At 30.4% G+C, this 21733-nt stretch carries 18 protein-coding genes; 14 read left to right on the top strand and 4 right to left on the bottom strand.

Annotated elements, in window-relative coordinates; genetic code table 11:
* Positions 1-20: 20 nt before the first annotated feature.
* From AC1RPN_RS05420 to recD2, 12 genes are all read left to right on the top strand, one after another.
* On the top strand, positions 21-581 hold the full coding sequence (locus AC1RPN_RS05420) for an NUDIX domain-containing protein (RefSeq protein WP_481761688.1): 561 nt from the start codon (positions 21-23) through the stop codon (positions 579-581).
* Entirely contained in the window at positions 574-831 is a 258-nt protein-coding gene (locus AC1RPN_RS05415; RefSeq protein WP_481761689.1) for a DUF1328 domain-containing protein, read from the top strand. The genes AC1RPN_RS05420 and AC1RPN_RS05415 overlap by 8 nt, the downstream gene beginning before the upstream one ends.
* 28 nt (positions 832-859) lie before the next feature.
* Positions 860-1543, top strand: a complete 684-nt coding sequence (locus tag AC1RPN_RS05410; RefSeq protein ID WP_481761690.1) for a 5'-methylthioadenosine/adenosylhomocysteine nucleosidase — start codon at positions 860-862, stop codon at positions 1541-1543.
* Between the two features lie 24 nt (positions 1544-1567).
* Positions 1568-2716, top strand: a complete 1149-nt coding sequence (locus tag AC1RPN_RS05405) for a cysteine desulfurase family protein (RefSeq protein ID WP_481761691.1) — start codon at positions 1568-1570, stop codon at positions 2714-2716.
* Positions 2717-2729: 13 nt separating this feature from the next.
* Positions 2730-3080: a DUF1831 domain-containing protein gene (locus tag AC1RPN_RS05400; protein ID WP_481761692.1), complete on the top strand. Its 351-nt coding sequence runs from the start codon at positions 2730-2732 to the stop codon at positions 3078-3080.
* Positions 3081-3222: 142 nt separating this feature from the next.
* Complete coding sequence (gene dptF / locus AC1RPN_RS05395) at positions 3223-5094, top strand: DNA phosphorothioation-dependent restriction protein DptF (RefSeq protein ID WP_481761693.1); 1872 nt, start codon at positions 3223-3225, stop codon at positions 5092-5094.
* Positions 5094-6419, top strand: a complete 1326-nt coding sequence (gene dptG, locus AC1RPN_RS05390; protein WP_481761694.1) for a DNA phosphorothioation-dependent restriction protein DptG — start codon at positions 5094-5096, stop codon at positions 6417-6419. The genes dptF and dptG overlap by 1 nt, the downstream gene beginning before the upstream one ends.
* Positions 6400-11700: a helicase HerA domain-containing protein gene (locus tag AC1RPN_RS05385; protein WP_481761695.1), complete on the top strand. Its 5301-nt coding sequence runs from the start codon at positions 6400-6402 to the stop codon at positions 11698-11700. Before dptG ends, AC1RPN_RS05385 begins: the two co-directional genes overlap by 20 nt.
* A 126-nt stretch (positions 11701-11826) precedes the next feature.
* Complete coding sequence (gene mnmA, locus AC1RPN_RS05380; RefSeq protein ID WP_409022386.1) at positions 11827-12966, top strand: tRNA 2-thiouridine(34) synthase MnmA; 1140 nt, start codon at positions 11827-11829, stop codon at positions 12964-12966.
* Between the two features lie 106 nt (positions 12967-13072).
* Positions 13073-13729, top strand: a complete 657-nt coding sequence (locus tag AC1RPN_RS05375) for a histidine phosphatase family protein (protein ID WP_481761696.1) — start codon at positions 13073-13075, stop codon at positions 13727-13729.
* Positions 13730-13738: 9 nt separating this feature from the next.
* Positions 13739-14398 (top strand): tetratricopeptide repeat protein, encoded by a 660-nt coding sequence (locus AC1RPN_RS05370; protein ID WP_481761697.1) that lies wholly within the window; start codon positions 13739-13741, stop codon positions 14396-14398.
* Between the two features lie 15 nt (positions 14399-14413).
* Positions 14414-16873, top strand: coding sequence for an SF1B family DNA helicase RecD2 (recD2, locus tag AC1RPN_RS05365; RefSeq protein WP_481761698.1), 2460 nt, complete (start codon positions 14414-14416; stop codon positions 16871-16873).
* A 42-nt stretch (positions 16874-16915) separates the two neighbouring features.
* On the opposite strand, the gene AC1RPN_RS05360 is transcribed toward recD2, so the two are convergent.
* The 3 genes from AC1RPN_RS05360 to AC1RPN_RS05350 all read right to left on the bottom strand — a co-directional run bounded on the left by AC1RPN_RS05360 (position 16916) and on the right by AC1RPN_RS05350 (position 19873).
* Positions 16916-17863 carry a diacylglycerol/lipid kinase family protein gene (locus tag AC1RPN_RS05360; protein WP_481761699.1) on the bottom strand — a complete coding sequence of 316 codons (948 nt, stop codon included), beginning with the start codon at positions 17861-17863 and terminating at the stop codon, positions 16916-16918.
* A 118-nt stretch (positions 17864-17981) separates the two neighbouring features.
* Positions 17982-19658, bottom strand: a complete 1677-nt coding sequence (rnjA, locus tag AC1RPN_RS05355) for a ribonuclease J1 (RefSeq protein ID WP_409022391.1) — start codon at positions 19656-19658, stop codon at positions 17982-17984.
* Positions 19655-19873 carry a DNA-directed RNA polymerase subunit epsilon gene (locus AC1RPN_RS05350; RefSeq protein ID WP_409022392.1) on the bottom strand — a complete coding sequence of 73 codons (219 nt, stop codon included), beginning with the start codon at positions 19871-19873 and terminating at the stop codon, positions 19655-19657. Before AC1RPN_RS05350 ends, rnjA begins: the two co-directional genes overlap by 4 nt.
* A gap of 229 nt (positions 19874-20102) precedes the next feature.
* Here AC1RPN_RS05350 and AC1RPN_RS05345 point away from each other — a divergent pair, with 229 nt between their 5' ends.
* Complete coding sequence (locus tag AC1RPN_RS05345; protein WP_409022393.1) at positions 20103-20582, top strand: hypothetical protein; 480 nt, start codon at positions 20103-20105, stop codon at positions 20580-20582.
* A gap of 75 nt (positions 20583-20657) precedes the next feature.
* On the opposite strand, the gene def is transcribed toward AC1RPN_RS05345, so the two are convergent.
* The gene (gene def / locus AC1RPN_RS05340) at positions 20658-21206 is read right to left on the bottom strand and encodes a peptide deformylase (protein WP_409022787.1); all 549 of its coding nucleotides are present in this window, start codon (positions 21204-21206) and stop codon (positions 20658-20660) included.
* 238 nt (positions 21207-21444) lie between these two features.
* Here def and AC1RPN_RS05335 point away from each other — a divergent pair, with 238 nt between their 5' ends.
* Positions 21445-21723: a UPF0223 family protein gene (locus AC1RPN_RS05335; RefSeq protein ID WP_481761700.1), complete on the top strand. Its 279-nt coding sequence runs from the start codon at positions 21445-21447 to the stop codon at positions 21721-21723.
* Positions 21724-21733 lie beyond the last annotated feature (10 nt).

Raw genomic sequence — 21733 nt, 5'->3', positions numbered from 1 at the left:
AAAATAACGAGGTTAATTAAATGAATTTAGAAGAAAAAGTTTTATCAGAAGAATTAATATTCAAAGGACATGTTATAGAAGTTGTTAATGAGACGGTTAAACTACCAAATGGTGAACAATCAAATAGAGAAATCGTACATCATCATGGTGCTGTAGGTATATTAGCAATAACGGATGAAGAAAAAATTGTTCTAGTTAACCAGTGGAGAGCACCTATTAGGAAGACATCATTAGAAATTCCGGCCGGTAAAATTGATGGCGATGATCATAATTTAATCGAGACTGCAACACGTGAACTGAATGAAGAAACACGCTATGAAGCTAAACATTTAGCTGAAATATATGGGTTTCATTCAGCATTAGGATTTGCGGACGAATATTTAACGCTATTCTATGCGACTGGATTAGAAAATGTAGATAACGAGTTACCTCAGGATATTGATGAATTTTTAAATGTAGTCGAATTGACGTTTAATGAGGTTCAAGCTAAAATTAAATCTGGTGAAATAACTGATGTTAAAACTATTTTAGCGGTTAATCATTGGGAAATTGAACGATTAAAAGGTGAATTACATGGATGATGAAAAAAAGTTATCGAGAAGTGAATATCAGAGATTACAAGAATTAAAGAATGATCCTGAATTTCGACAAAAAGAACGTCAACGAGTTGAAAAGGAATACCAAGATGAACATCCAACAAGAAGCTCATCTTCAGAACAACCAGAAAAAACAAATAAAAAAAGTAAATTAAACCAATTTTTGAATTGGACAATTGTATTTTTAGTTATTGCAATTGTAATTGTATTTTTAGCTTTATTCTTATTACCTTAGATATTAATAAAAAATGGAGGGTAACAACATGATTTACGGTATTTTATGTGCAATGGAGGAAGAAATTCTTTCGCTTAGAAGTCATCTAGAGAATAGAAAAGACAAAGAAATTGGCGGGATTTCATTTTATACAGGCCAAATTAATGGAAAAGAAGTTGTTTTGGTTAGATCTGGTATTGGTAAGGTACAAGCAGGGATGACAACAGCCCTTTTAATTGCAGAATTTGGAGTAACAGCCGTTATTAATTCTGGTTCAGCTGGTGGTATTGGTAATGGACTTAAAATTGGAGATGTGGTCTTAGCCACAGAAGTTGCCTATCATGATGTTGATGCAACAGCTTTTGGATATGAAATTGGTCAATTACCCCAACAACCAACTAAATACTTGGCAGATACAAATTTAAACGATGCAATTAAAAAAGCGGCTCAAGAAAATGATTTAAGTATAAAACCAGGACTAATTGTATCTGGTGATCAATTTATAGCAAGTCAAGCTCAGACAGATGTCATACTTAATCATTTTCCTGATGCTCTTTGTAGTGAAATGGAAAGTGCCGCAGTTGGTCAGGCAGCACACCAATTTGGTATTCCATTCACTATTGTTAGAGCGATGTCAGATGTTGGCGATGAAGAAGCTGGACAAACATTTGATGATTTTATTATTGAAGCTGGTCAAAAATCAGCACGAATGATTCTATCATTATTAAGCTAAATTAAAAGGAGATAAACTAAATTAATGTCAGGAATATACTTAGATAACGCAGCAACCACACCAATGGCAAATGAAGTCGTTGAAGTGATGACAGATATGATGAAGAGCACCTTCGGGAATGCCTCAAGTACACATCAATTTGGACGTTCAGCACGAATGGTGCTTGATGATAGTCGACAAATTATTGCAAATAGTATTCATGCAAAAGAATCAGAAATCATCTTTACAAGTGGTGGTACTGAGAGTGATAATATGGCTATTATGCAAACAGCTATTCAGAGAAAAACATTAGGTAAGCATTTAATCACAACAGCAGTAGAGCACCAGGCTATTTTAAAAACAATGAAATATTTAGAATCAATTGGATTTGAAGTTACTTATTTACCAGTTAATGAAGATGGTGTTATCAATATAGTCGATTTTAAAGAGGCTTTAAGAGATGATACAATTCTTGTTTCAATCATGATGGGTAACAATGAGACGGGAAGTCATATGCCAATTCATGAAGTTGGTGAGATTTTAAAGGATCATCAAGCTTGGTTCCATACGGATGCTGTTCAAGCTTATGGACTACTGGATATAGATGTTAATGAGGATCATATAGATATGTTATCAACATCAGCCCATAAATTGAATGGGCCTAAATTTTTAGGCTTTCTCTATAGAAGAGAATCTATATTTTTCCCTCCCTTTATTAAAGGTGGGGAGCAAGAAGACAAGAGACGAGCAGGGACAGAAAACATACCAGCAATTGCAGGTTTTGCTAAAGCTGTTTCTTTAATCTCAGATGATGAAAAACAAGTACGACAATTAAAGTATCAAGGCTTCAAAAAGCAAATTATAGCGGGATTAGATGATAACCATATTGATTTTGAAATTAATGGGACACTCTCAGATGATAACTTACAACATGTCTTTAATATTTGGATAAAAGGTATTCAAACTGAAGTATTACAGACCCGGTTAGATTTGGCAGGTATTGCTGTTTCTGGTGGCTCTGCATGTACTGCTGGTAATCTCGAACCTTCACATGTATTAATGGCTATGTACGGTGAAAAGAGTCCGAGAGTCACAGAATCTATTCGATTGAGTTTTGGAAAAGATAATACAGCTGAAGAGATAGATACTTTTATAGTACAATTAGTTAGAATAGTTGGTAGATTGAAAAAATAGGGGGAATTTAATAATGGCATTTGAAAAAAGTATTCAACTTTTAGGAGATACAGTAACTTATGAATTGAGTTCTGATGTAAAAAAATATACGTTAAGAGATTTAGGATTTGCAGAAACTAAAGCAGGTAATTTTCAATTGGAGAGATCTTTAGATCCTAATTCACCTTTCAATAAGGGCATTAAAGTTAAAGTTATCGTTGATAAGTCATTAACTGGATTTAAAATGTCAACGACGACTGCTAATGGACTTAAAGCAGTTAATATATTTCATGGTGAAGATAAAAAAGCTGAAACTGAACAATTTGATTATGTGATTGGTCAATTAATTGATAGGGATGTTTTGAAAAAGGTATTGTCAAAATGACAATACCTTTTTTATTATTATTAATAGTATTTTATAAGGGTATATTAACTATGAAGTATTATAAGGATGTTTTTGTATGTACGTTTTTAGATTGAAAAGGTATAATAAAGCGTATTCACTATATTCAATAGGAGATGAAATAATGGATTTATATTTGATGAAAGCAGAATCATTATATAAAATATTGATTAAAAAATTTGAAGTATCTTTTGAAGGGTCTAAGGTAGAATTCTCGTTAGATGATTTGTATAGTTTGGGATTGAAATTAAGAAGTAAGAAGTTAATTTCAGATATTGATTTTGAAAAACTTAGAATAGTTGCAATTACTCATGACATAAATAAGTTAGAAGAAATACACCAATATTTTGATGTATTTAAGAAAGATAAAAATATAACAGAATCTGCTCTGGCACAGATGTTAAAAAAATTATCATTTGAAGCAAAAGATTCTGTAATTGATGCAAGTGATTTTAGTGCTTTTAATGAATATATGCACGTAGAACGAGAAATACAACATAGGTTAGAGAAGATAATTCTTAATAAAATACAGAGAGAAAAAAGTTCTTTAACTTTTATTGTAGGAAATGTAGGAGATGGAAAATCGCATCTATTATCTTACATGAATAATCAATATTTTGATATTTTTAAAAAAAATAAAGTATATATACATAATGATGCAACGGAAAGCATTAATCCTAATTTATCATCTATTGATTCGTTAATGGATATTCTCACAAAGAATAAGAATGAAATTGAAGGTTATAAACATGTTATTATTGCTATTAATTTAGGGGTAGTTAAGAGATTACTTCATAAAATAAAGTCAGATTCGACATTAAGTGAAATTACAATTGCATTGAGTAATATAGAAAAAAATAATCAGGAAAATATAGAAGATAAAAAAGTATCAGTGATTTCATTTTTTAATAATGCAAACTTTGAAATTGATGAGACGGGTGTGAACAGCTTATATTATGATCAAATTTTTAAAAAAATATGTTTAAAAGAAGAAAATAATCCATTTTATAATGCTTACAGAAATGATTTAGAAAATGGCTATGATAAAGTTGAACATATTAATTATGAGCTGTTCTTAAATAAGAAAGTCCAAGAAGCAATTAAATATTTATTGATAAGAATTCAAGTTTCTAATGGTATAATCATCTCCACTCGAGATGTATTGAACTTTATTCACGATATTATTATACCAGCAAAGGAAATTAAAAGTAATTACACATCATATTTACCTTATTTATTATTTGAAAGCCAAAATAAGTCTGAGATATTAAAAGCTATTTATTTTCTTGATCCATCACGAAATTCAAATAAAAAAATTGATGAATTTAATGTTGAGGTATACAACTATGATGATGAGTATGTTGATAAAATTGAAGATAAAATTGAAGATAATGAAAGAGCAATTCAAAAAGTTATAGAATCTGTTGGTAAATTAGATACGGATAGACATAAAATTCGAGTTAACACATTTCTTAGAGTTCAATTTTTATTAGATTATCAAAATGAGTTATTTGATAATGAAAATTATTTTTCTTTTCTAAGTATTCTTTCAAAAAATGTAAGACAAATTAAAGAGTTGGCAAAATTGATACAAAGCAATGTATTACGGTGGAACGGTCAAACTGTAAAAGGATTCGCGTTTATAAATAATTTGAGTTTAAAAACTAGAGTTGCAGTGCCATTAAGATTAAACTATGTAGATTTTGAAATTAACAAGTTTGAAATTAATATGTGTTTTAAAGATACAAGTAATGAAGCTGAATATTTTGTTAAAATAGATTTTGAAGATTATGTGCTATTGACAAAAATTCATAATGGATATGTTATTTCTAATATTGAACGGTCAGAGGCAATGAATTTTAACAATTTTGTATTTAACATATTACTGAATACTAATAACAATGAAACTGTTATTGTTGGTAATATAAATGATGGATATCTATATAAAATAGAGAATAATGGGATTGATTATGAAGTATCAGAGGTGAAAATATAATGTCTATTGAATTAGAAAATTTAAAAAAACATTTGGAAATGGATAAAGGAAAGATAAAAAATAATCATCATAAATCAGGACAATTATTACCGTTTATGACCCGTGAGCCAGAGAGAGCAAAATTTGAAAATGGATTTGCACCAATTATAGGTAATTTAGCAAGGATTAGCATTAACAAAGGTGAGATATCAAAGGATACTAAATCCTTTGATAAGGATATAAGTGATGATTTTGATTTATCTAAAATAGGTAATAAAGATAAATTTTTAAAATTATTTTCTAATTCGGCACTTGATGAAATTTATATTCCCAAGTTGCTGGCGTATAAAAAGTCGAACGAAAAAAAAAGTTCAAGTGGAGAATTAAAGATTGCAGCATTTTTAAATTATACACTTGAGCTAGAGAAAAATAATATGTGGATTGAATTTATAAATAAAAAAGATGAGCACAATCTTTATGAAAAAATTATTATAGAAAATTTACATGAACTAACTAATAATAATATAAAAAAAGAAAAATTTGTTTCAATTGGTGACCAAAGTATATTCTTAGATTATTTTAATCATGATTTGAACAATTTTATGAAAAATACAACATTTTTTATGAAAAATATTGATACATTTTTTAGCTACTATTATTTTTTCATAATTAGTCAAATAATAATGAATATTGGAACCTTCGATGAGTTTAATAAAAAAAATATTTTTTTTGCACTTGATACGGAAAAAATATCAGGTTCAAGACCAACAAATGATAGAGGTTATGCTCAAGTTAAAGAAAACGCAACTGATTTGTTAGTTAACGTTGATTTATTAGATTATTTAAATTTATTAGTTCCTAGTGAAAAATTTTATAGTTTATTTCAGTTAACAGATATAAATTTTGAATATTCAATAGAACTTAGAAATAATTTAAGTGAATTTTTAAATGAGTTTTTGGAGGATGATATAAGCATGTCATCTGAAAATAATATAAAGGATAATATAAAACTTTTAAAATTAAAATTAACAAAAAATTTATCCGACGAAACTAAATCTAGATTTTCTAAATCTTTTGAAGCAATAGCAGTAAAATATTTTGTAAAAAGACGTGGTAGACTTGGAAATGTTTTAAACATGACTGATGATACTGTATTGGTGATTACAGCGGGTATAGTTGGTTCAGAAAAAATGCTTGTTAAAGATGTTATTACCGAAATGAGTAATAGAGGAATTTCATTAGATAATATTTCTAAAAGAAAATTAGTAGAAACATATGAAAAAATGAATATTCTTGAAAAATTAAGCGATAGCGGGGATGCACAATATGTCAAACCAATATTATAAATTTTTAATCGAACGGTTATTTAAATGGTTTAAAACCCAAAATATTAGTGCTGGTAGCAGGTATTATTTGAATTTAGATCAAAATAATGAAGTTGTTAGATTCTATAATGCATTTGAAATGAATGATATTATTTCTACTGAAGATTTTGTAATTGATCAAAAGGACGTGCAGTTCCATGGTAAAGTGGTAAATATAAATGGTGTTAACATATTATTTGTTGCAGCAACAGATAAAATGAACTCAGATTTTTTAGTAACACTTAGAAATAGGGTTAGTTTACAATCTGACATATGGAGAAATACGGCACTTTTTATCGTGTGTACTGAAATTCTTGACAGTATATCGGGTGGAGCCATGAATGTTAGTCACGGAAATGGGCCTTTTTCTGTTGATAAAATTAAACACGATTTAAAAAGTGAAATAGAAAAGTCCGGGTTATCGGACGCTAACCAAGTAGTATTAGAAGAGTTTAAAAAGAATATAATTTTGGAAGATTCAATGAACTTAACATTATTAGATTTTGCCAGTATTTTTTCAATTTTAGAAAAATCAGAGATTACTCCGGATGACTATAAAAATATGGGTTATTTTTATGATACACAAATACAAACGTATGATGCTGATAATATTAAAAAAAGATTAAGAGAAAATAAGCAAGATTTTCAAAAGATTGGTGGTTGGCAAGAATATAATACTGTTGAAGATAAAATAGTTAACTACACGCAAGCAGATTTAGAATCAATGAGTATGTTGAAAGAAAAGGATATTTGGATGGATGTCGATTTTTCAAAAATAAAAAGAGGAAAAGAAAAATTAAAAGAATTAAGAAAAGATACAATTATTTATCAATCAGATAAAATAAATAAAGTTAATCCTGATTTAATTATATATGACCGAAGTAGAGAAAATGGTGAAAATAAAAATTCTGTTAAGTACAAAAACAGATTTATTTTAATATTTAAAAATAATATTAATCATGAAAATAATCAATTGATAATAAAACTTCCTTTTGATGATTCTGTGAAGGCATCAAGAATTAATAAAAGTAAGAGCCATATAATTGATGGGAAATCTGCTGAATTTACTGCAGATGGTAATAATTTAAAAATTATTGTAAACGACTTCAATGTGATGGATATATATGGAATTAAGACCTCATATGAACATTCAAAGGCACAGAAATATACATTTCAAATAATTTATTTACCATTTTCTCAAGACATATTTAATAATATATTATCGAGTTATCGTGTAAAAATAACTAAATCTAAGATGGAGATTCAGTTAGAATACGAAAAAAATTATATAATTGGTGGTACAGATTTTATTGATGAGGTTGATTATGATCAGATTAAATATAATGTAATTCCTATTTCAGATGAAGTGGGTGTAAATATTAATTTTGAAAATATTGATTCAGATGAAAGTGAGAATGAATTTAAGCTAGTTAATGAAGGCATTGAAATACCATTTTCAATTTTAGATAATAGTCAGAAGCCGGTTCCCAGAAGTGGTTTGTTTATAGAAAAAAATAGGCGTAAGGCTAATGAAAGTTTAATTTTTGATGGGGCTAAAATAATTAATGGTACAGAAAAATATTATGTCTTTAGTGAAAATAAGAAGTTGTTGAATTATGAAGTAGATATTATTAAACAACAAATATTGTATGCAAAAATAGATGATTCAATTGTCACTAGTATTGAAGTTCAGATACCTGAACAAATAAGAATAGACTATATTCTTATTTGTAAGCTATTAAAAGAAAGAAATACTATTTTAAGTTTAAGTTATTTTGATCAAGAATTATTGAAAGCTCTTAATAAATATTGTGATGATTTTGATGAAGTAATTAATCAAATCTCCGAAGAAAGACTTACATTGGAATTAAAAGATTTATATAAAATGGGTACAGTAGAAATCGATGGGGAAATAGCTTATACACCTTTACATCCAGTATTGATTAAATATCAACTAGAGTTATTAAAAAGGACAGAATTTCAATCTATACCTGAAAATTTTATTCGAACGTTAAATCCAAGTGGATTAGTTCCATATATATCAAAAAATGGGGGACTATTAAAATCAAATTTTGATGATAGTTCGCCTAGATGGTTATTCTTTAATGAATTTAAAAAATCAAAAATATCAGCGATTTCTAGAAATATTATTACTTCTAGAATGTTAGATTTTTATAAGCATTTTCATTATCTTTTTGAAGTAAGTTCTGATTATGCATTAAATGCTTCAATGCATAATATTAACGATGATAAAACAATATTAAAGAGTACGATTGATTTTATGTTAAAACAGCTTCAAAATACTAAACAAGGGTTTAAATTAGAAAATATGCATCCTGTTAATTTATATATAAATAACGATAAAAAAATTCTTAATCCAATATATGACCAATTTAATCAAATTATAACGGCAGCTGATTTTGAAAATTTATTTTCTGAAAAATTTATGGGAGATAAAATTAATGATTATGCTAATGAAGACGTAATTAAAGTATTAAAATCGCGGATTAATATTTATCATAATTTTGTTAGACAACCATATAGTCATGTTTCATTTTATAAGATGGATGTCGAGAGTAATGCCAATAGTTTTAAATCAGATAAGCTGGAAATGAATTATACTTTAGGCGGTCTAATAAGTGGTAAAAAATATAGTCTTGATAAAAAAATGTTTATACAAGGATTCGGTGTAAATATGGATTCAAAATATTTACATCGGCCATTGATCAAATTTATGTATGATTGGAATGCATTTAGTGTAGCCAACAATGCGGAAACAAATGTTTATCAAGCAGGAATTACGAATGTAAATAACATTCCAAGTTTTGAAAGTGAAGATGGTCATTTTGATGATATATTAACGAATATTATGGAAAATAGTAATTGGGTAACGTTATTGGATCCAGATATCAGTTTGGATTATTTTTCGGAACGTAATGATTTATATATTATTCATTATACAGATCAAAGTAACACTTCAAATTATGAGTCAATAACTTTTACAAACCAAATTGAACAATATAGTTTAATTATCAATGATAAGATAGAAAGATATGACAAAACTATAATTAAAAATAAAGAAACAAGTTTAAATATTATTAAATCATTTAACATTATTAATGGAGAATGGCTTCTAAAAATTATCGGAGATAAAACGAATCACAATATAGTGAGGGAAAAGTTAAGTATTATTTCGGCGTATAAAGAATTAATGGGTATTTTAGAAACTGAGAATATTATTTGGGTGCCCATATCGCTAGAAGAGATATTAAGAGTTTCTGGAATGGTTGGCATGAGCCAAAAAGAAGGATTATTTACAGCAAAAAATCTAGGAATGACAGGAGCTACAAGTGATGATCTGTTATTCATGGGTGTTGAAGTAGGAGAAAATTTAAAAATTCATTTGTTTCCTGTCGAAGTTAAAGTTGGACAGAACCATTCGGATGTTATATCTAAGGCAACGTTGCAGGCGGTTAATACGGCAGAAACAATAAATGAGGCGCTGAGGGATGAAAATAAATTTAAATCCGAATATTACCGTAATTTTTTTATGACAATATATTTAGCTAATCTAAAAAAAATGTTTAATAACAAGTTAATAAATGCAGAACTATATAAAAAAATTCAAGATAATGATGATAAGTTATTGAATAATGATTTTATAATTTCAAATGAATTAAACGAATATTATGGCAAGGCTTTCATTGTTTCATTTGGTGATAGAAATGATAGTCGGAGAATTCTTAGAAAGGAATTAGGCGGTAAGAATATAACTGAAATTAAACTTCCTGAGGGTGACGCATACATTTATGCAAGTAAGGGATTAAATGAAATCATCTCAGAAATTAAAAGTGGAAAATTGGGATTTCCGGAAGAAAGCCTTTTAAAAAATATTTTGCATGATGATAGTTATCAAGAAACTATCGATACTGATAAAGGAAAAAATATTATTATAAACAAAGAATTAGATACAGAGTCAGCTTATGAATATTGTGAAAATAAGGATAAAAAAAATTTTGAAGATAACAACGAAATTAAATCTATAAATAGTATAAATGAAAGTCAAAGTCAATATTCGAATATAAATGAACTTTCTGATTTTGAAATAGAATATCCTGAAAATACATTTTCTGAAAAAACTAGAATTAAATTAGGCGTTAAAAAAGGTAGTGTTGATGAAGCTTATTGGGAGTATGGAAATCCAGGGCTTTCAAATAGGCACATGATTATTACGGGTAAGTCTGGGCAGGGGAAGACTTACTTTGTTCAAACATTACTGTATGAGTTGGCTAATAAAAATATTAATAGTTTGGTAGTTGATTATACTGATGGATTTTTGGAAAATCAATTGGATAAAAATTTTGTTAGCAAAATGAGACATGATAATAAAATTCAATTTCACTTAGTTAAAGCGGGGGATAAATTACCTATAAATCCATTTAATCTTCAAGAAATAGATTATGGTGGTGGAACCTTTATTACTGAAGATGTAAATGATATGGCAGACCGAGTATCTCAAATGTTAGATAACGTTTTTGAGTTAGGCACTCAGCAAAGGTATTCATTGAAAACTGCAATAAGTGATGGTTATGCAAGAAACGGTAAATCATTTACCTTTTTACATTTAAAAAATATATTAAGTGACGAAGATGAATTCAAGGATGGGTTAAAAATAGTAGGTAGACTAGATATGTTATTGAGTTCAAATCCTTTCACTTATACTAAAGATTCCAAAAACTGGGAGTCATATTTAAATAAAGATGGAACTATTCATATTTTTCAATTAAAAGGATTTCAACATGATATACAAAAAGTTATTACTGAATTTGTACTTTGGGATTTGTTTAATTATCTTCAAAGTATTGGAAATACAGAAGAAAATCCAATTCCAGTGGTACTTGATGAAATACAAAATTTAAATTTTAAAGATAACTCTCCAACTGTTAAAATTTTAAAAGAAGGAAGAAAATTCGGTTGGTCAGGAATTTTTGCAACTCAATCTATATCAGCTATTAAGGGTGATATCAGTAGTGTCTATAATGCATCTGAGCAAGTTAATTTTTTACCATTGGAAGACCAAGTTAAACTTATTGCGAACACGCTATCTTTAGATAAAGACAGTAATCAACAATATCAATATCTTTTATCTAATTTACAAAAAGGCGAAAGTATTATTAAAGGGCCTATGCTTAATGGTACCAATCAAGTGGTATCACGAATAGAATCTATTAAAATAAGTGGATTTGATGATCGTATAAACTAAGTAAAGTAAATTATGACACACTAGGGTTGTATTAGTATATATTATTGGTATAATAGTACTTACTGAAATAGTGCGACCTTCAAATCGTAGATTTTTTCAGAATCTAATTGAAATGATGGTGATAGTATGCCAGATAATAGTAAAACTCGTGTCGTTGTTGGGATGAGTGGTGGCGTCGATTCATCAGTTGTTGCTTATTTATTAAAGCAACAAGGTTATGATGTAGTTGGTGTCTTCATGAAAAACTGGGACGATACGGACGAAATGGGTGTTTGTACTGCAACAGAAGATTACAAAGATGTTGCTAAAGTAGCAAACAAAATTGGAATTCCTTATTATTCCGTTAATTTTGAAAAAGAATATTGGGATCGCGTATTCACATATTTCTTGGATGAATATAAAAAGGGTCGGACACCAAATCCAGATGTGATGTGTAATAAAGAAATTAAGTTTAAAGCATTTTTCGATTATGCTATGGAACTTGATGCTGATTACATCGCAATGGGACATTATGCACAAGTTGAGCAAGATGCTGACGGTATTATGCATATGTTACGTGGGGATGATAGTAACAAAGATCAGACTTATTTCTTGAGTCAATTATCACAAAAACAAATTCAAAAAGTTATGTTCCCAATTGGAAACATTGAAAAACCAGAAGTTAGAAGAATTGCTGAAGAAGCTGGACTTTCAACTGCTAAGAAAAAAGATTCAACAGGTATTTGTTTTATCGGCGAAAGAAACTTTACAAAGTTCCTTGGTGAATATTTACCAGCACAAACGGGTAATATGATGACTGTTGACGGTGTAAAAATGGGCGAGCATTATGGTCTTATGAATTATACAATTGGTCAACGTAAAGGTCTTGGTATTGGTGGTACGGGTGAAGGTAACGATCCTTGGTTCGTTGTAGGTAAAGATTTAGCAACAAATACATTGATTGTTGGACAAGGTTACCATAATGATTTACTTTATGCCGATTATCTTGAAGCATCAGAGTTAAGTTTTATGGCACCAATCGATCGCTTTGGCAATGATTTCCATATCACTGCTAAGTTTAGATACCGTCAAACTGATGTTGGTGTGACGGTTCATTTAAATGATGACCGTACAGAAGCTACAGTTGAATTTGATGCACCAGTACGTGCTATTACACCTGGACAGGCTGTTGTCTTTTACGATGGCGCAGAATGCTTAGGTAGTGGTATCATTGACGCTGCATTTAAAAAGTCAACTGAGGGATCAAAACAATTACAATATGTTTAAATTGAATTTATAATAGTTAAGGCACAAACAAATATTTTGTTTGTGCCTTTTTATATTTGTGGCATAATATAATAGAGATGAAAAAACGAAGGGGTCTTATTGACTGATGACTAATATATATTTTATTCGACATGGCAAAACAGAATGGAATCTTGAGGGACGATACCAAGGTGCGAATGGAGATTCACCCTTACTTGAACAAAGTTACATAGAAATACAACAATTAATCAAAGCACTTAAATCAATAAAATTTGATGCTATTTATTCAAGTCCTATTAAGCGTGCAAAGGACACAGCAAATTTAATTAATACAGGCCTAAACCAAAATTTGGATGTTATTTTGAATGATAACTTAGAAGAATTTCATTTAGGGAAAATGGAAGGCATGAAGTTTACAGATGTGGCTGTTCAGTATCCTGAGGAACTCGATGCCTTCCGTAATCATCCCGATAAATATGATCCTAAAAATATTAATGGCGAAACATTTCAAGCTTTATTAAAGCGGATGGTTCCAACAATTAAAAAAATTGTTGACCAAAATAAAATAGATGCAAATATTATCATTGTTAGTCATGGTGCGGCGCTTGGTGCCTTGATTCACGATTTATTAGGAGTACCGCTGAAAGACTTCCGTAAACAAGGTGGCTTATCGAATACTAGTACGACTATTTTGGAAACACAAAATGGAACCGAATTTAAATTAGTTAAATGGAATGATACTAGTTATTTGGATAGAATACGCGATGAAAGTGATGTCGTTTAAGGAGTAATAATGGGTAAGAGAGAAGAAAAAGAAGCAGAATCAAAACATATTATTCATCAATTAGTTGAAAAGGTTGAAAAAGAACCTAATAATCAAACGGCTTATTATGAATTAGGTAGTTATTTAACAAAAGTAAAAGACTACCCTCAGGCGGAAGAACTGTATAAAAAAGCTATTGGATATTTTGATGAGAAAAATGAACAAGTTGATTTATTACAATATGGTCTTGGTAACGTGTTTTACGAGGCAGAACTGTATTCTGAAGCAATTCAATCATTTCAAAAAGTAACTAATCAAAAGTTGAAAGAAACAGCTTTTTTAATGTTAGCACAATCATATATGGCTCAAGAGCTGTATCAACAAGCATTAGTATTTGCGATTACGGCTCAAGAAATAAATCCTAAAAATATGGACGCCAACGAATTAATTGGCGATATTTTCTTAGCATTGGGTCAGTTTGAAAATGCTGGTAAATATTATGACTTAGTTCTTAAAATAGATGAAAATAATGCAAAGGCTAATTTTCAACGAGGCTTAGCTAATATGGTTTTAGGAATTGAATTCAATACTTATTTTGATCGTTCAAAAATAGCCAATCAGGCCTATTTTGAGGCACAAAAACAAAGATTAAGTGAAATAGAATCGTTTATAAAATTACGTGATAAATAAAGAGGATGTGAAATAATGGTTGTTCAGAAACTAAATTTATTTAATGATGATCCTCAAAGTGATGAAACACAAGCTTACTTGGTTGGTAAGGTTGCAACCATATTTTTTCAAAGCCAAGATAGTTTTTATAAAGTGATTCTAATTCACAGTATTGAAAGTAATTTGGAATGGCCTGAAGATGAGGTTGTTGTTACTGGTAATTTTGCTGACATTAAAGAGGAATCTACGTACCGCTTCTATGGTCAACAAGTTGAGCATCCCAAATATGGGAAACAATTTCAAACGAGTAATTATCAAAATGAAACACCTACTTCAAAAATGGGGCTTATTACCTATCTATCTGGCTCAGAATTTAAAGGGATTGGGAAAAAGACTGCGGAATCAATTGTTGAAAAGTTAGGAACGAAAACAATTGATAAAATATTAGCAGATGATACTGTACTTGATTCATTAGAATTATCAAACAAGCAGAAAACAACAATATTAGAGACTGTTCGAGTAAATAATGGGATGGAACAAATTATTATTGGATTAAATGGTTTTGGATTTGGTAGTCAATTAGCCGCAACTATTTATCAAACTTATAAAGAAAAAACCCTTGAAATTATTCAAGAAAATCCATATCAACTAGTAAATGATATTGAAAATATTGGCTTTAAAAAGGCAGATCAAATTGCTGGAGAATTAGGATTTGCAGCTGATTCTTCAGGTCGAATACAAGCAGGTATTTTGCAAAGTATCAATGATTTATGTCAACAAGATGGCGATACCTATGCGACTGCAGAGCCGTTGTTGGAAGCATCTTTACGATTATTAGAGAGTAGTCGAAGAGTCAGAATAAACCCTGAGGCAATCTCAAAAGAACTCATTAATTTAGCTAAATCAGGACTCGTTGTCGGTGATGAACAGCGTATTTATTTAAAAAATCTGTATCATGCAGAATACCAAATTGCTGAACATTTAAAAAGATTACTTTCATCGGGGCAAGAAAAAGGTAAGTTAGCAGAAAAAGATATTGATAAAGCAATTCGTAAGATTGAAAAAAAACTTGATATGAATTATGGTGAGTCACAGATTAATGCCATTAGGGCGGCTATGAATTCACAGATATTTTTATTAACAGGTGGCCCAGGAACGGGTAAAACAACCGTTATTAATGGTATCGTGGAGTTATTTGCGGAATTAAATGACTTTTCGCTCGATCTTAGTAGTTATGGAGAAGGACAAACATTTCCTATTCTTTTAGCTGCACCTACTGGGCGAGCAGCAAAAAGAATGACTGAAACGACTGGATTACCTGCCAGTACAATCCATAGACTCTTAGGACTAACTGGAAGAGAATCGAATAATGATGTTGAAACGAAAGATTTAGAAGGTGGCTTATTAATTATCGATGAAATGTCGATGGTTGATACGTATTTATTGAATACATTAATGAATGCAATACCTACAGATATGAAAGTCATTTTTGTAGGTGATAAAGATCAATTGCCTTCTGTTGGTCCTGGGCAAACATTTTATGATTTATTGAAAAGTGACTATCTTGAGCGAAAAGAATTAACGGATATCTATCGTCAAGGTGATGGGTCATCAATAATTTCACTCGCACATTCAATAAAAAAAGGTGAATTACCTGCTGATTTTACACAGAATCAAAAGGATCGTTCATTTTTCGCGAGTCGTGAATTTCAAGTTGAATCAATTATTAAACAGGTTGTTGAACGAGCTAAGAATAAAGGGTTCACTTCAAGTGATATTCAAGTTCTGGCACCAATGTATCGAGGTGCGGCGGGAATTAATCGTTTAAATGAAATGTTACAAAATATTATGAATCCACTTGAAAATAGTAGACAAAAAGAAGTACTTTTTAGAGATCAAAAATTTAGAATTGGTGACAAGGTGTTACATCTTGTTAATAGTCCTGAAAATAATGTTTTTAATGGAGATATAGGTAAGATTGTAGGAATTACATTGGCCAAAGATAGCGAAGATAAGGTAGACGAACTAGTTATTGCTTTTGATCAAACAGAAGTGACTTACAGGCGAAATGAATGGCAAAAAATAACTTTGGCATATTGCACATCTATTCATAAGTCTCAAGGTAGTGAGTTTAAAATGGTTATTTTGCCAATGGTTTCGCAGTATAAGCGAATGCTTAAACGTAATTTACTGTATACCGCAATTACCCGTGCTAGCCAGTTATTGATTTTGCTTGGCGAAGAAAAATCATTTGAAGAATGTGTTGAGAATGAATCAGCCAATAGAAAAACAACGTTATTATTACGAATTGAACAGATTTTTGATGGTGATATTAAAAAAGTTGATGATTCGATTAAAGAGAGCCAACTAGCTAAAAAATCTATTAAAATAGCTCCGCCTGTTCCAACTTTAATTGAAAAATTTATTTTAACTAACGACAATATTATGGATGGTTCAATTGATCCAATGATTGGAATGGAGAATAGCCGACCATAGAAAAAGCCTATATATCTCAATTAAATGAGATATATAGGCTTTTTAGTTAATCCAAAATGGGTATGATAAGACGCTATACTCAATTTCAAAGAAACGGGTTCCTAGGTCTTCACCATCCATTTGACCGTACTCTAAAGAGTCAACGGAAAGTTTAATTTTATCTGATGTAAAATGGTGAACACCTTTTTGGTTAATATGTTTACCAGATTTCAGTAAAATGGCTAGATAGATTAATTTTAGTGCACTAGGTTTTTCAATGATAATTAAGTCTAAATTATTTTTTGTCGGATCTGCCATTGGTAAAATTGGAACACCGCCACCAAAGTAGGGATGATTTGATGTTGTTACAAGAAAGGCATTTTGATAAAATTCTTGATGGCCATTCACCCGGACAGTTATGGGAAATGCAGCTTGTCTTGATAAAGTTCCTAATAGGGCGCTTAAGTAAGTAAGCGATCCTAGATGAAGTTTATTCAATAGTTTCTTTGAACTTGATTGATTTGCGATACTTACTATTTGCGCATCGAAACCTACGCCAACATTATTTATAAAGTATTTTTTTTCATGCCGTGATAATTCGTGCATGACACCTAAGTTTAATAGTTTAGGTGAAGTTGTGTTTAATACTTGTTCAAGAGCTACAAGTGGAGATTTGGGGATACCGACACCTCGAGCAAAATCATTTCCTGATCCTGCAGGAATATAGGCAATTGGGATATCAAATGTGTTCGCATTTTTAACACCATTGATACATTCATTTAAAGTACCGTCGCCGCCAATAACTAGTATAATTTGATTATTGTCTGTTTCGATGGGGTGATAATGTCTGGCGTAATTTTCCGTTAGAAGGGAAGCATGACCAATATAGTCTGTCAGATGGGCCTTAAAATAGACATTTTGAGAAATTAATTTTTTTTCAATAGATTGCCAAATTTGTTTAGCACGACCACTTCCAGCAGACTCATTAACGATAATGAAATATTGATTCATGAACTTCCCTCCTTAATTAATACTAATAATTATAACTAAAATTTAAAAGGATTTAAAGATAAATTTTGATTATATAAAAATAGCTCAATATTCTAATTAGAATATTGAGCTATTTTTGTTAAACGATAACTAACATTGGTAAAATCATTGGTTTACGTTCAGTTTGTTCATATAAGAATTTTTGTAAGTCATCAACGATTGCATCATTAATCATGGCTTCTGTAATTTTATCATTTTTTAATAAGCGACTCATGACACGGAATAAGCGACGACGACCTTGATTAATTAATTCTCCTGATTCGCGCATATAGACAAATCCACGAGATAATAAATCTGGTCCTGCTTGAATTTCATGTTTTTTCATGTCAATCGTTGCAACGACAACAACAAGGCCTTCTTCAGAAAGGACTTGTCGATCATTTAGGACAGCGCTACCGATATCACCAATTCCTGAACCATCGACATAAATATCATCAGCTTCAAAATGACCAGCAATTCGAGCAGAATCACTAGTTAGAGCTAAGACATCACCATTTTCCATAATAAAGCTATTCTCTCTTGGAACGCCAATTTGTTCAGCTAATCCAGTATGAATTTTAAGCATTCTATATTCACCATGGACAGGGACGAAATACTTAGGTTTCATCAAACTGAGCATTAATTTTTGTTCTTCTTGGCCACCATGACCAGAAGTATGAATATTATTTACTTTACCATGGACAACAGTTGCTCCAGCTTCTGAAAGTTCATTAATAACGTGGTTTACACTGATTGTGTTACCAGGAATTGGAGAACTTGAGAAAACAACAGTATCACCAGGTTGAATAGAAACCTGACGATGAGTCCCATTAGCGATACGGCTAAGAGCTGCCATTGGTTCACCTTGTGATCCCGTACATAAAATTAAAATTTCATTTGCGGGTAATGAATTAATATCACGTGCATCAATTAAGGCATCATCTGGAATATTTAAGTATCCTAATTCACGTCCGTTAACAATTGCTGCCTCCATACTACGTCCAAAGACAGCGATTTTACGGCCTTTGGCAACAGCAGCTTCAGCAGCTTGTTGTACTCGGGAAATATTTGAAGCAAAAGTAGCAAAGATAATGCGGCCTTCACCTTTTTCAAAAATTCGTCGAATTGATTTACCAACGAATCTTTCTGATTTTGTAAAATTAGGAATTTCTGCATTTGTACTATCAGATAGTAGACAAAGTACACCATCAGCACCAAGTTGAGCCATTCTTTGAAGGTTGGGCGGCTGATTAGTAACAGGTGTTAGATCAAATTTGTAGTCCCCAGTGACTACAATGTTACCAGATGGCGTTTTGATTGCGACACCTAAAGTATCAGGAATTGAATGAGTTGTTCTAAAGAACGACACACTCGTTTTTCTGAATTTAAGAACAGTATCTTCTTCAATTTCATGCATTTCTGTTGTGGCAAGTAACCCGTGTTCTTCTAATTTTCCTTTGATTAATGCTGAAGCCAATGGTCCAGCATAAATTGGGACATTAATTTGTTTTAATAAATAGGGAATACCACCAATATGATCTTCATGACCATGGGTGATAACTAATGCTTTAATTTTTTGTTGATTGGCAACTAAGTATTGAAAATCAGGAATAACGTAATCAATTCCTAATAACTCATCTTCCGGAAACTTGATTCCTGCATCGACGACGATAATTTCATCTTGAAACTGGATGCCGTACATATTTTTACCAATTTCACCTAATCCGCCGACTGCAAAAACACCAGTCTCGTTATTTTTAACATTTATCTTTTTCATTCAGAAAACTCCGTCATTTTAAATGTAGGGTTTTCCTTTTCATATGCTAAAGCTTTATCTGATAATGTTTCAATGAATTCAATGTTATGTGTTGTTTGGTGACCAACAATACTTTGAGCTTCAATTTCAGAACTTGCTTCAAGGAAAAGTGATTTTGTTTCTTCTCTTTGTGGATTTCTATCTTGTGTTTCTTGATAATAAACTTTAAAAATCATTTGTAAAACTCCTTTAAATTAAATTGATATCATTTTGGTTAAAATGATTTGAAATGGAAATTAGAAACCGAACTGGGGGTTGTCTGCACAACATATAATTTATATTTTATCATATATTATTATTTAAGTATAGAATAGACCGATTTGAATAGACTTATAAAGGATAAAATTTAACAGACATGTTATAATTATGAAAAGTTATCGTATAAGGAAGAGTGGTGTTTTATAAATGTGGTTGGTAGTTAAAATAGTGACTGTAGTGGTTTTAATGATCATCATAATTTTAAATTATAACCGTCTGAAAAGAAATAGACAGATTACTATTCTTAAAAATAAAAGCAAACTTATTACAGATAATGCGGTTGAATTTGCTTTAAATAGACTACATGGTAATGAATATGGTATTAATTCTGAAATACTAAGGGTTACAGAAATTGTTTCAAAGGTTTGGGGTAAGAGGGTCATGGTATTTGAGTATCAATTTCAGATGAAGTCTCCTTCAGAAGAGAATATCGGGAAAATAAGAAACATTTTTTTCAATTTATTTGAAGAATTTGAAATGATGAACCTGGTTAAAAAAAGTGTCGAAGCAAAATCGGCATTTGAAGTAACAGATCTTTGGTATTTAGACGGTATTTTACATTTAGAGGTAGCACATTTGGTTAATGTTGAGACAATTATGTATACTAAAGATTTAAAAAAGGTATAGTTCAAACAGTATGTTTAAAGTGAAATAAAAAGAGTTTCTTCAATAAATTAATTATTGGAGAAACTCTTTAGTTATTTATTCAAGCATAATAGCATCGTTCGGTATAGCAAATGGTTTGTCAGTATTAATATGATCAAAGAATAATATACCATTTAAATGATCAATTTCATGTTGGACTACAATTGCTTCATAATTTTTCAAGCGGATTTTATGTTGTGTACCTTCGATATCAAAGTAACGAAGTGTAATCCGATCAGCTCTTGGCACATATCCAGGGACATCTCTATCAACTGATAAGCAACCTTCACCTTCTGAAAGTGCAGCAACTTGAACTGACTGACTTAAAATAGTAGGATTAATTAACACTTGTTTAAGTGTGGGCTCTTCACCTTCTGGGCCAGGGATTAAGACAGCAGTCATTCGTTTAGAAATTGCTAATTGCGGAGCTGCTAAGCCAACACCTGCGCGTAGATGATATTTTTCAGCTATTTCTTCATTTTGACTATTCTCTAAAAATTCCATTAAATCATGTGCGAGTTGTTTATCATCATCTGAAAGCGGAAAAGTCATTTCGCTTGAACGATTTCGTAAAATTGGATTACCTTCACGAATGATATTTTTCATTGTTATTTTAATCAAAATAGTACCTCCAAATTAATATTCTACGGTACATTGTAGCATAAAATAATCATATCTGTAGGCCATTTGAAAATTAATAGTTATGTTTCATTTCTTTTAGTTTTTAATGGATTGCTGTAAAATGAAACATAGTAATTACTTTCAAGTATATTGAAAGTATTAGTTGAAAATTAATTCAATAATTAAATAAAGTAAAAATAAAGGGAGTTTAACACACTAAATTATGAATAATAAAATTGATTACCCATTAGAAGCACATTGGACTACTGAAGAAATTATCTCTGTCAGTGAATTCTATAAAGCAATAGAATTAGCAAATTCTACAGGTATTGATCGAGAAGAATTGCTTTATAATTATCGTGAGTTTAAAAAAATTGTTCCTTCCAAAATGGAGGAAAAACAAATAGGCAGATCGTACGAAGATGAATCAGGTTTTAGTATTTATCGTACAATGAAATTTGCAAGAGAGAGTACAAGGGACGTTATTAAAATTAACCAATAGGGAGGTTATG

This window comes from Dellaglioa sp. CoH-57-MRSF-20, assembly GCF_056781955.1.
Note: the sequence above shows the minus strand (reverse complement) of the source record. Positions and strands in the feature narration are given on the sequence as shown.

Coding starts and splice junctions, on each gene's coding strand:
- AC1RPN_RS05420 (WP_481761688.1), top strand. CDS start 21: ATGAATTTAGAAGAAAAAGTTTTATCAGAAGAATTAATATTCAAAGGA.
- AC1RPN_RS05415 (WP_481761689.1), top strand. CDS start 574: ATGGATGATGAAAAAAAGTTATCGAGAAGTGAATATCAGAGATTACAA.
- AC1RPN_RS05410 (WP_481761690.1), top strand. CDS start 860: ATGATTTACGGTATTTTATGTGCAATGGAGGAAGAAATTCTTTCGCTT.
- AC1RPN_RS05405 (WP_481761691.1), top strand. CDS start 1,568: ATGTCAGGAATATACTTAGATAACGCAGCAACCACACCAATGGCAAAT.
- AC1RPN_RS05400 (WP_481761692.1), top strand. CDS start 2,730: ATGGCATTTGAAAAAAGTATTCAACTTTTAGGAGATACAGTAACTTAT.
- dptF (WP_481761693.1), top strand. CDS start 3,223: ATGGATTTATATTTGATGAAAGCAGAATCATTATATAAAATATTGATT.
- dptG (WP_481761694.1), top strand. CDS start 5,094: ATGTCTATTGAATTAGAAAATTTAAAAAAACATTTGGAAATGGATAAA.
- AC1RPN_RS05385 (WP_481761695.1), top strand. CDS start 6,400: ATGTCAAACCAATATTATAAATTTTTAATCGAACGGTTATTTAAATGG.
- mnmA (WP_409022386.1), top strand. CDS start 11,827: ATGCCAGATAATAGTAAAACTCGTGTCGTTGTTGGGATGAGTGGTGGC.
- AC1RPN_RS05375 (WP_481761696.1), top strand. CDS start 13,073: ATGACTAATATATATTTTATTCGACATGGCAAAACAGAATGGAATCTT.
- AC1RPN_RS05370 (WP_481761697.1), top strand. CDS start 13,739: ATGGGTAAGAGAGAAGAAAAAGAAGCAGAATCAAAACATATTATTCAT.
- recD2 (WP_481761698.1), top strand. CDS start 14,414: ATGGTTGTTCAGAAACTAAATTTATTTAATGATGATCCTCAAAGTGAT.
- AC1RPN_RS05360 (WP_481761699.1), bottom strand. CDS start 17,863: ATGAATCAATATTTCATTATCGTTAATGAGTCTGCTGGAAGTGGTCGT.
- rnjA (WP_409022391.1), bottom strand. CDS start 19,658: ATGAAAAAGATAAATGTTAAAAATAACGAGACTGGTGTTTTTGCAGTC.
- AC1RPN_RS05350 (WP_409022392.1), bottom strand. CDS start 19,873: ATGATTTTTAAAGTTTATTATCAAGAAACACAAGATAGAAATCCACAA.
- AC1RPN_RS05345 (WP_409022393.1), top strand. CDS start 20,103: ATGTGGTTGGTAGTTAAAATAGTGACTGTAGTGGTTTTAATGATCATC.
- def (WP_409022787.1), bottom strand. CDS start 21,206: ATGAAAAATATCATTCGTGAAGGTAATCCAATTTTACGAAATCGTTCA.
- AC1RPN_RS05335 (WP_481761700.1), top strand. CDS start 21,445: ATGAATAATAAAATTGATTACCCATTAGAAGCACATTGGACTACTGAA.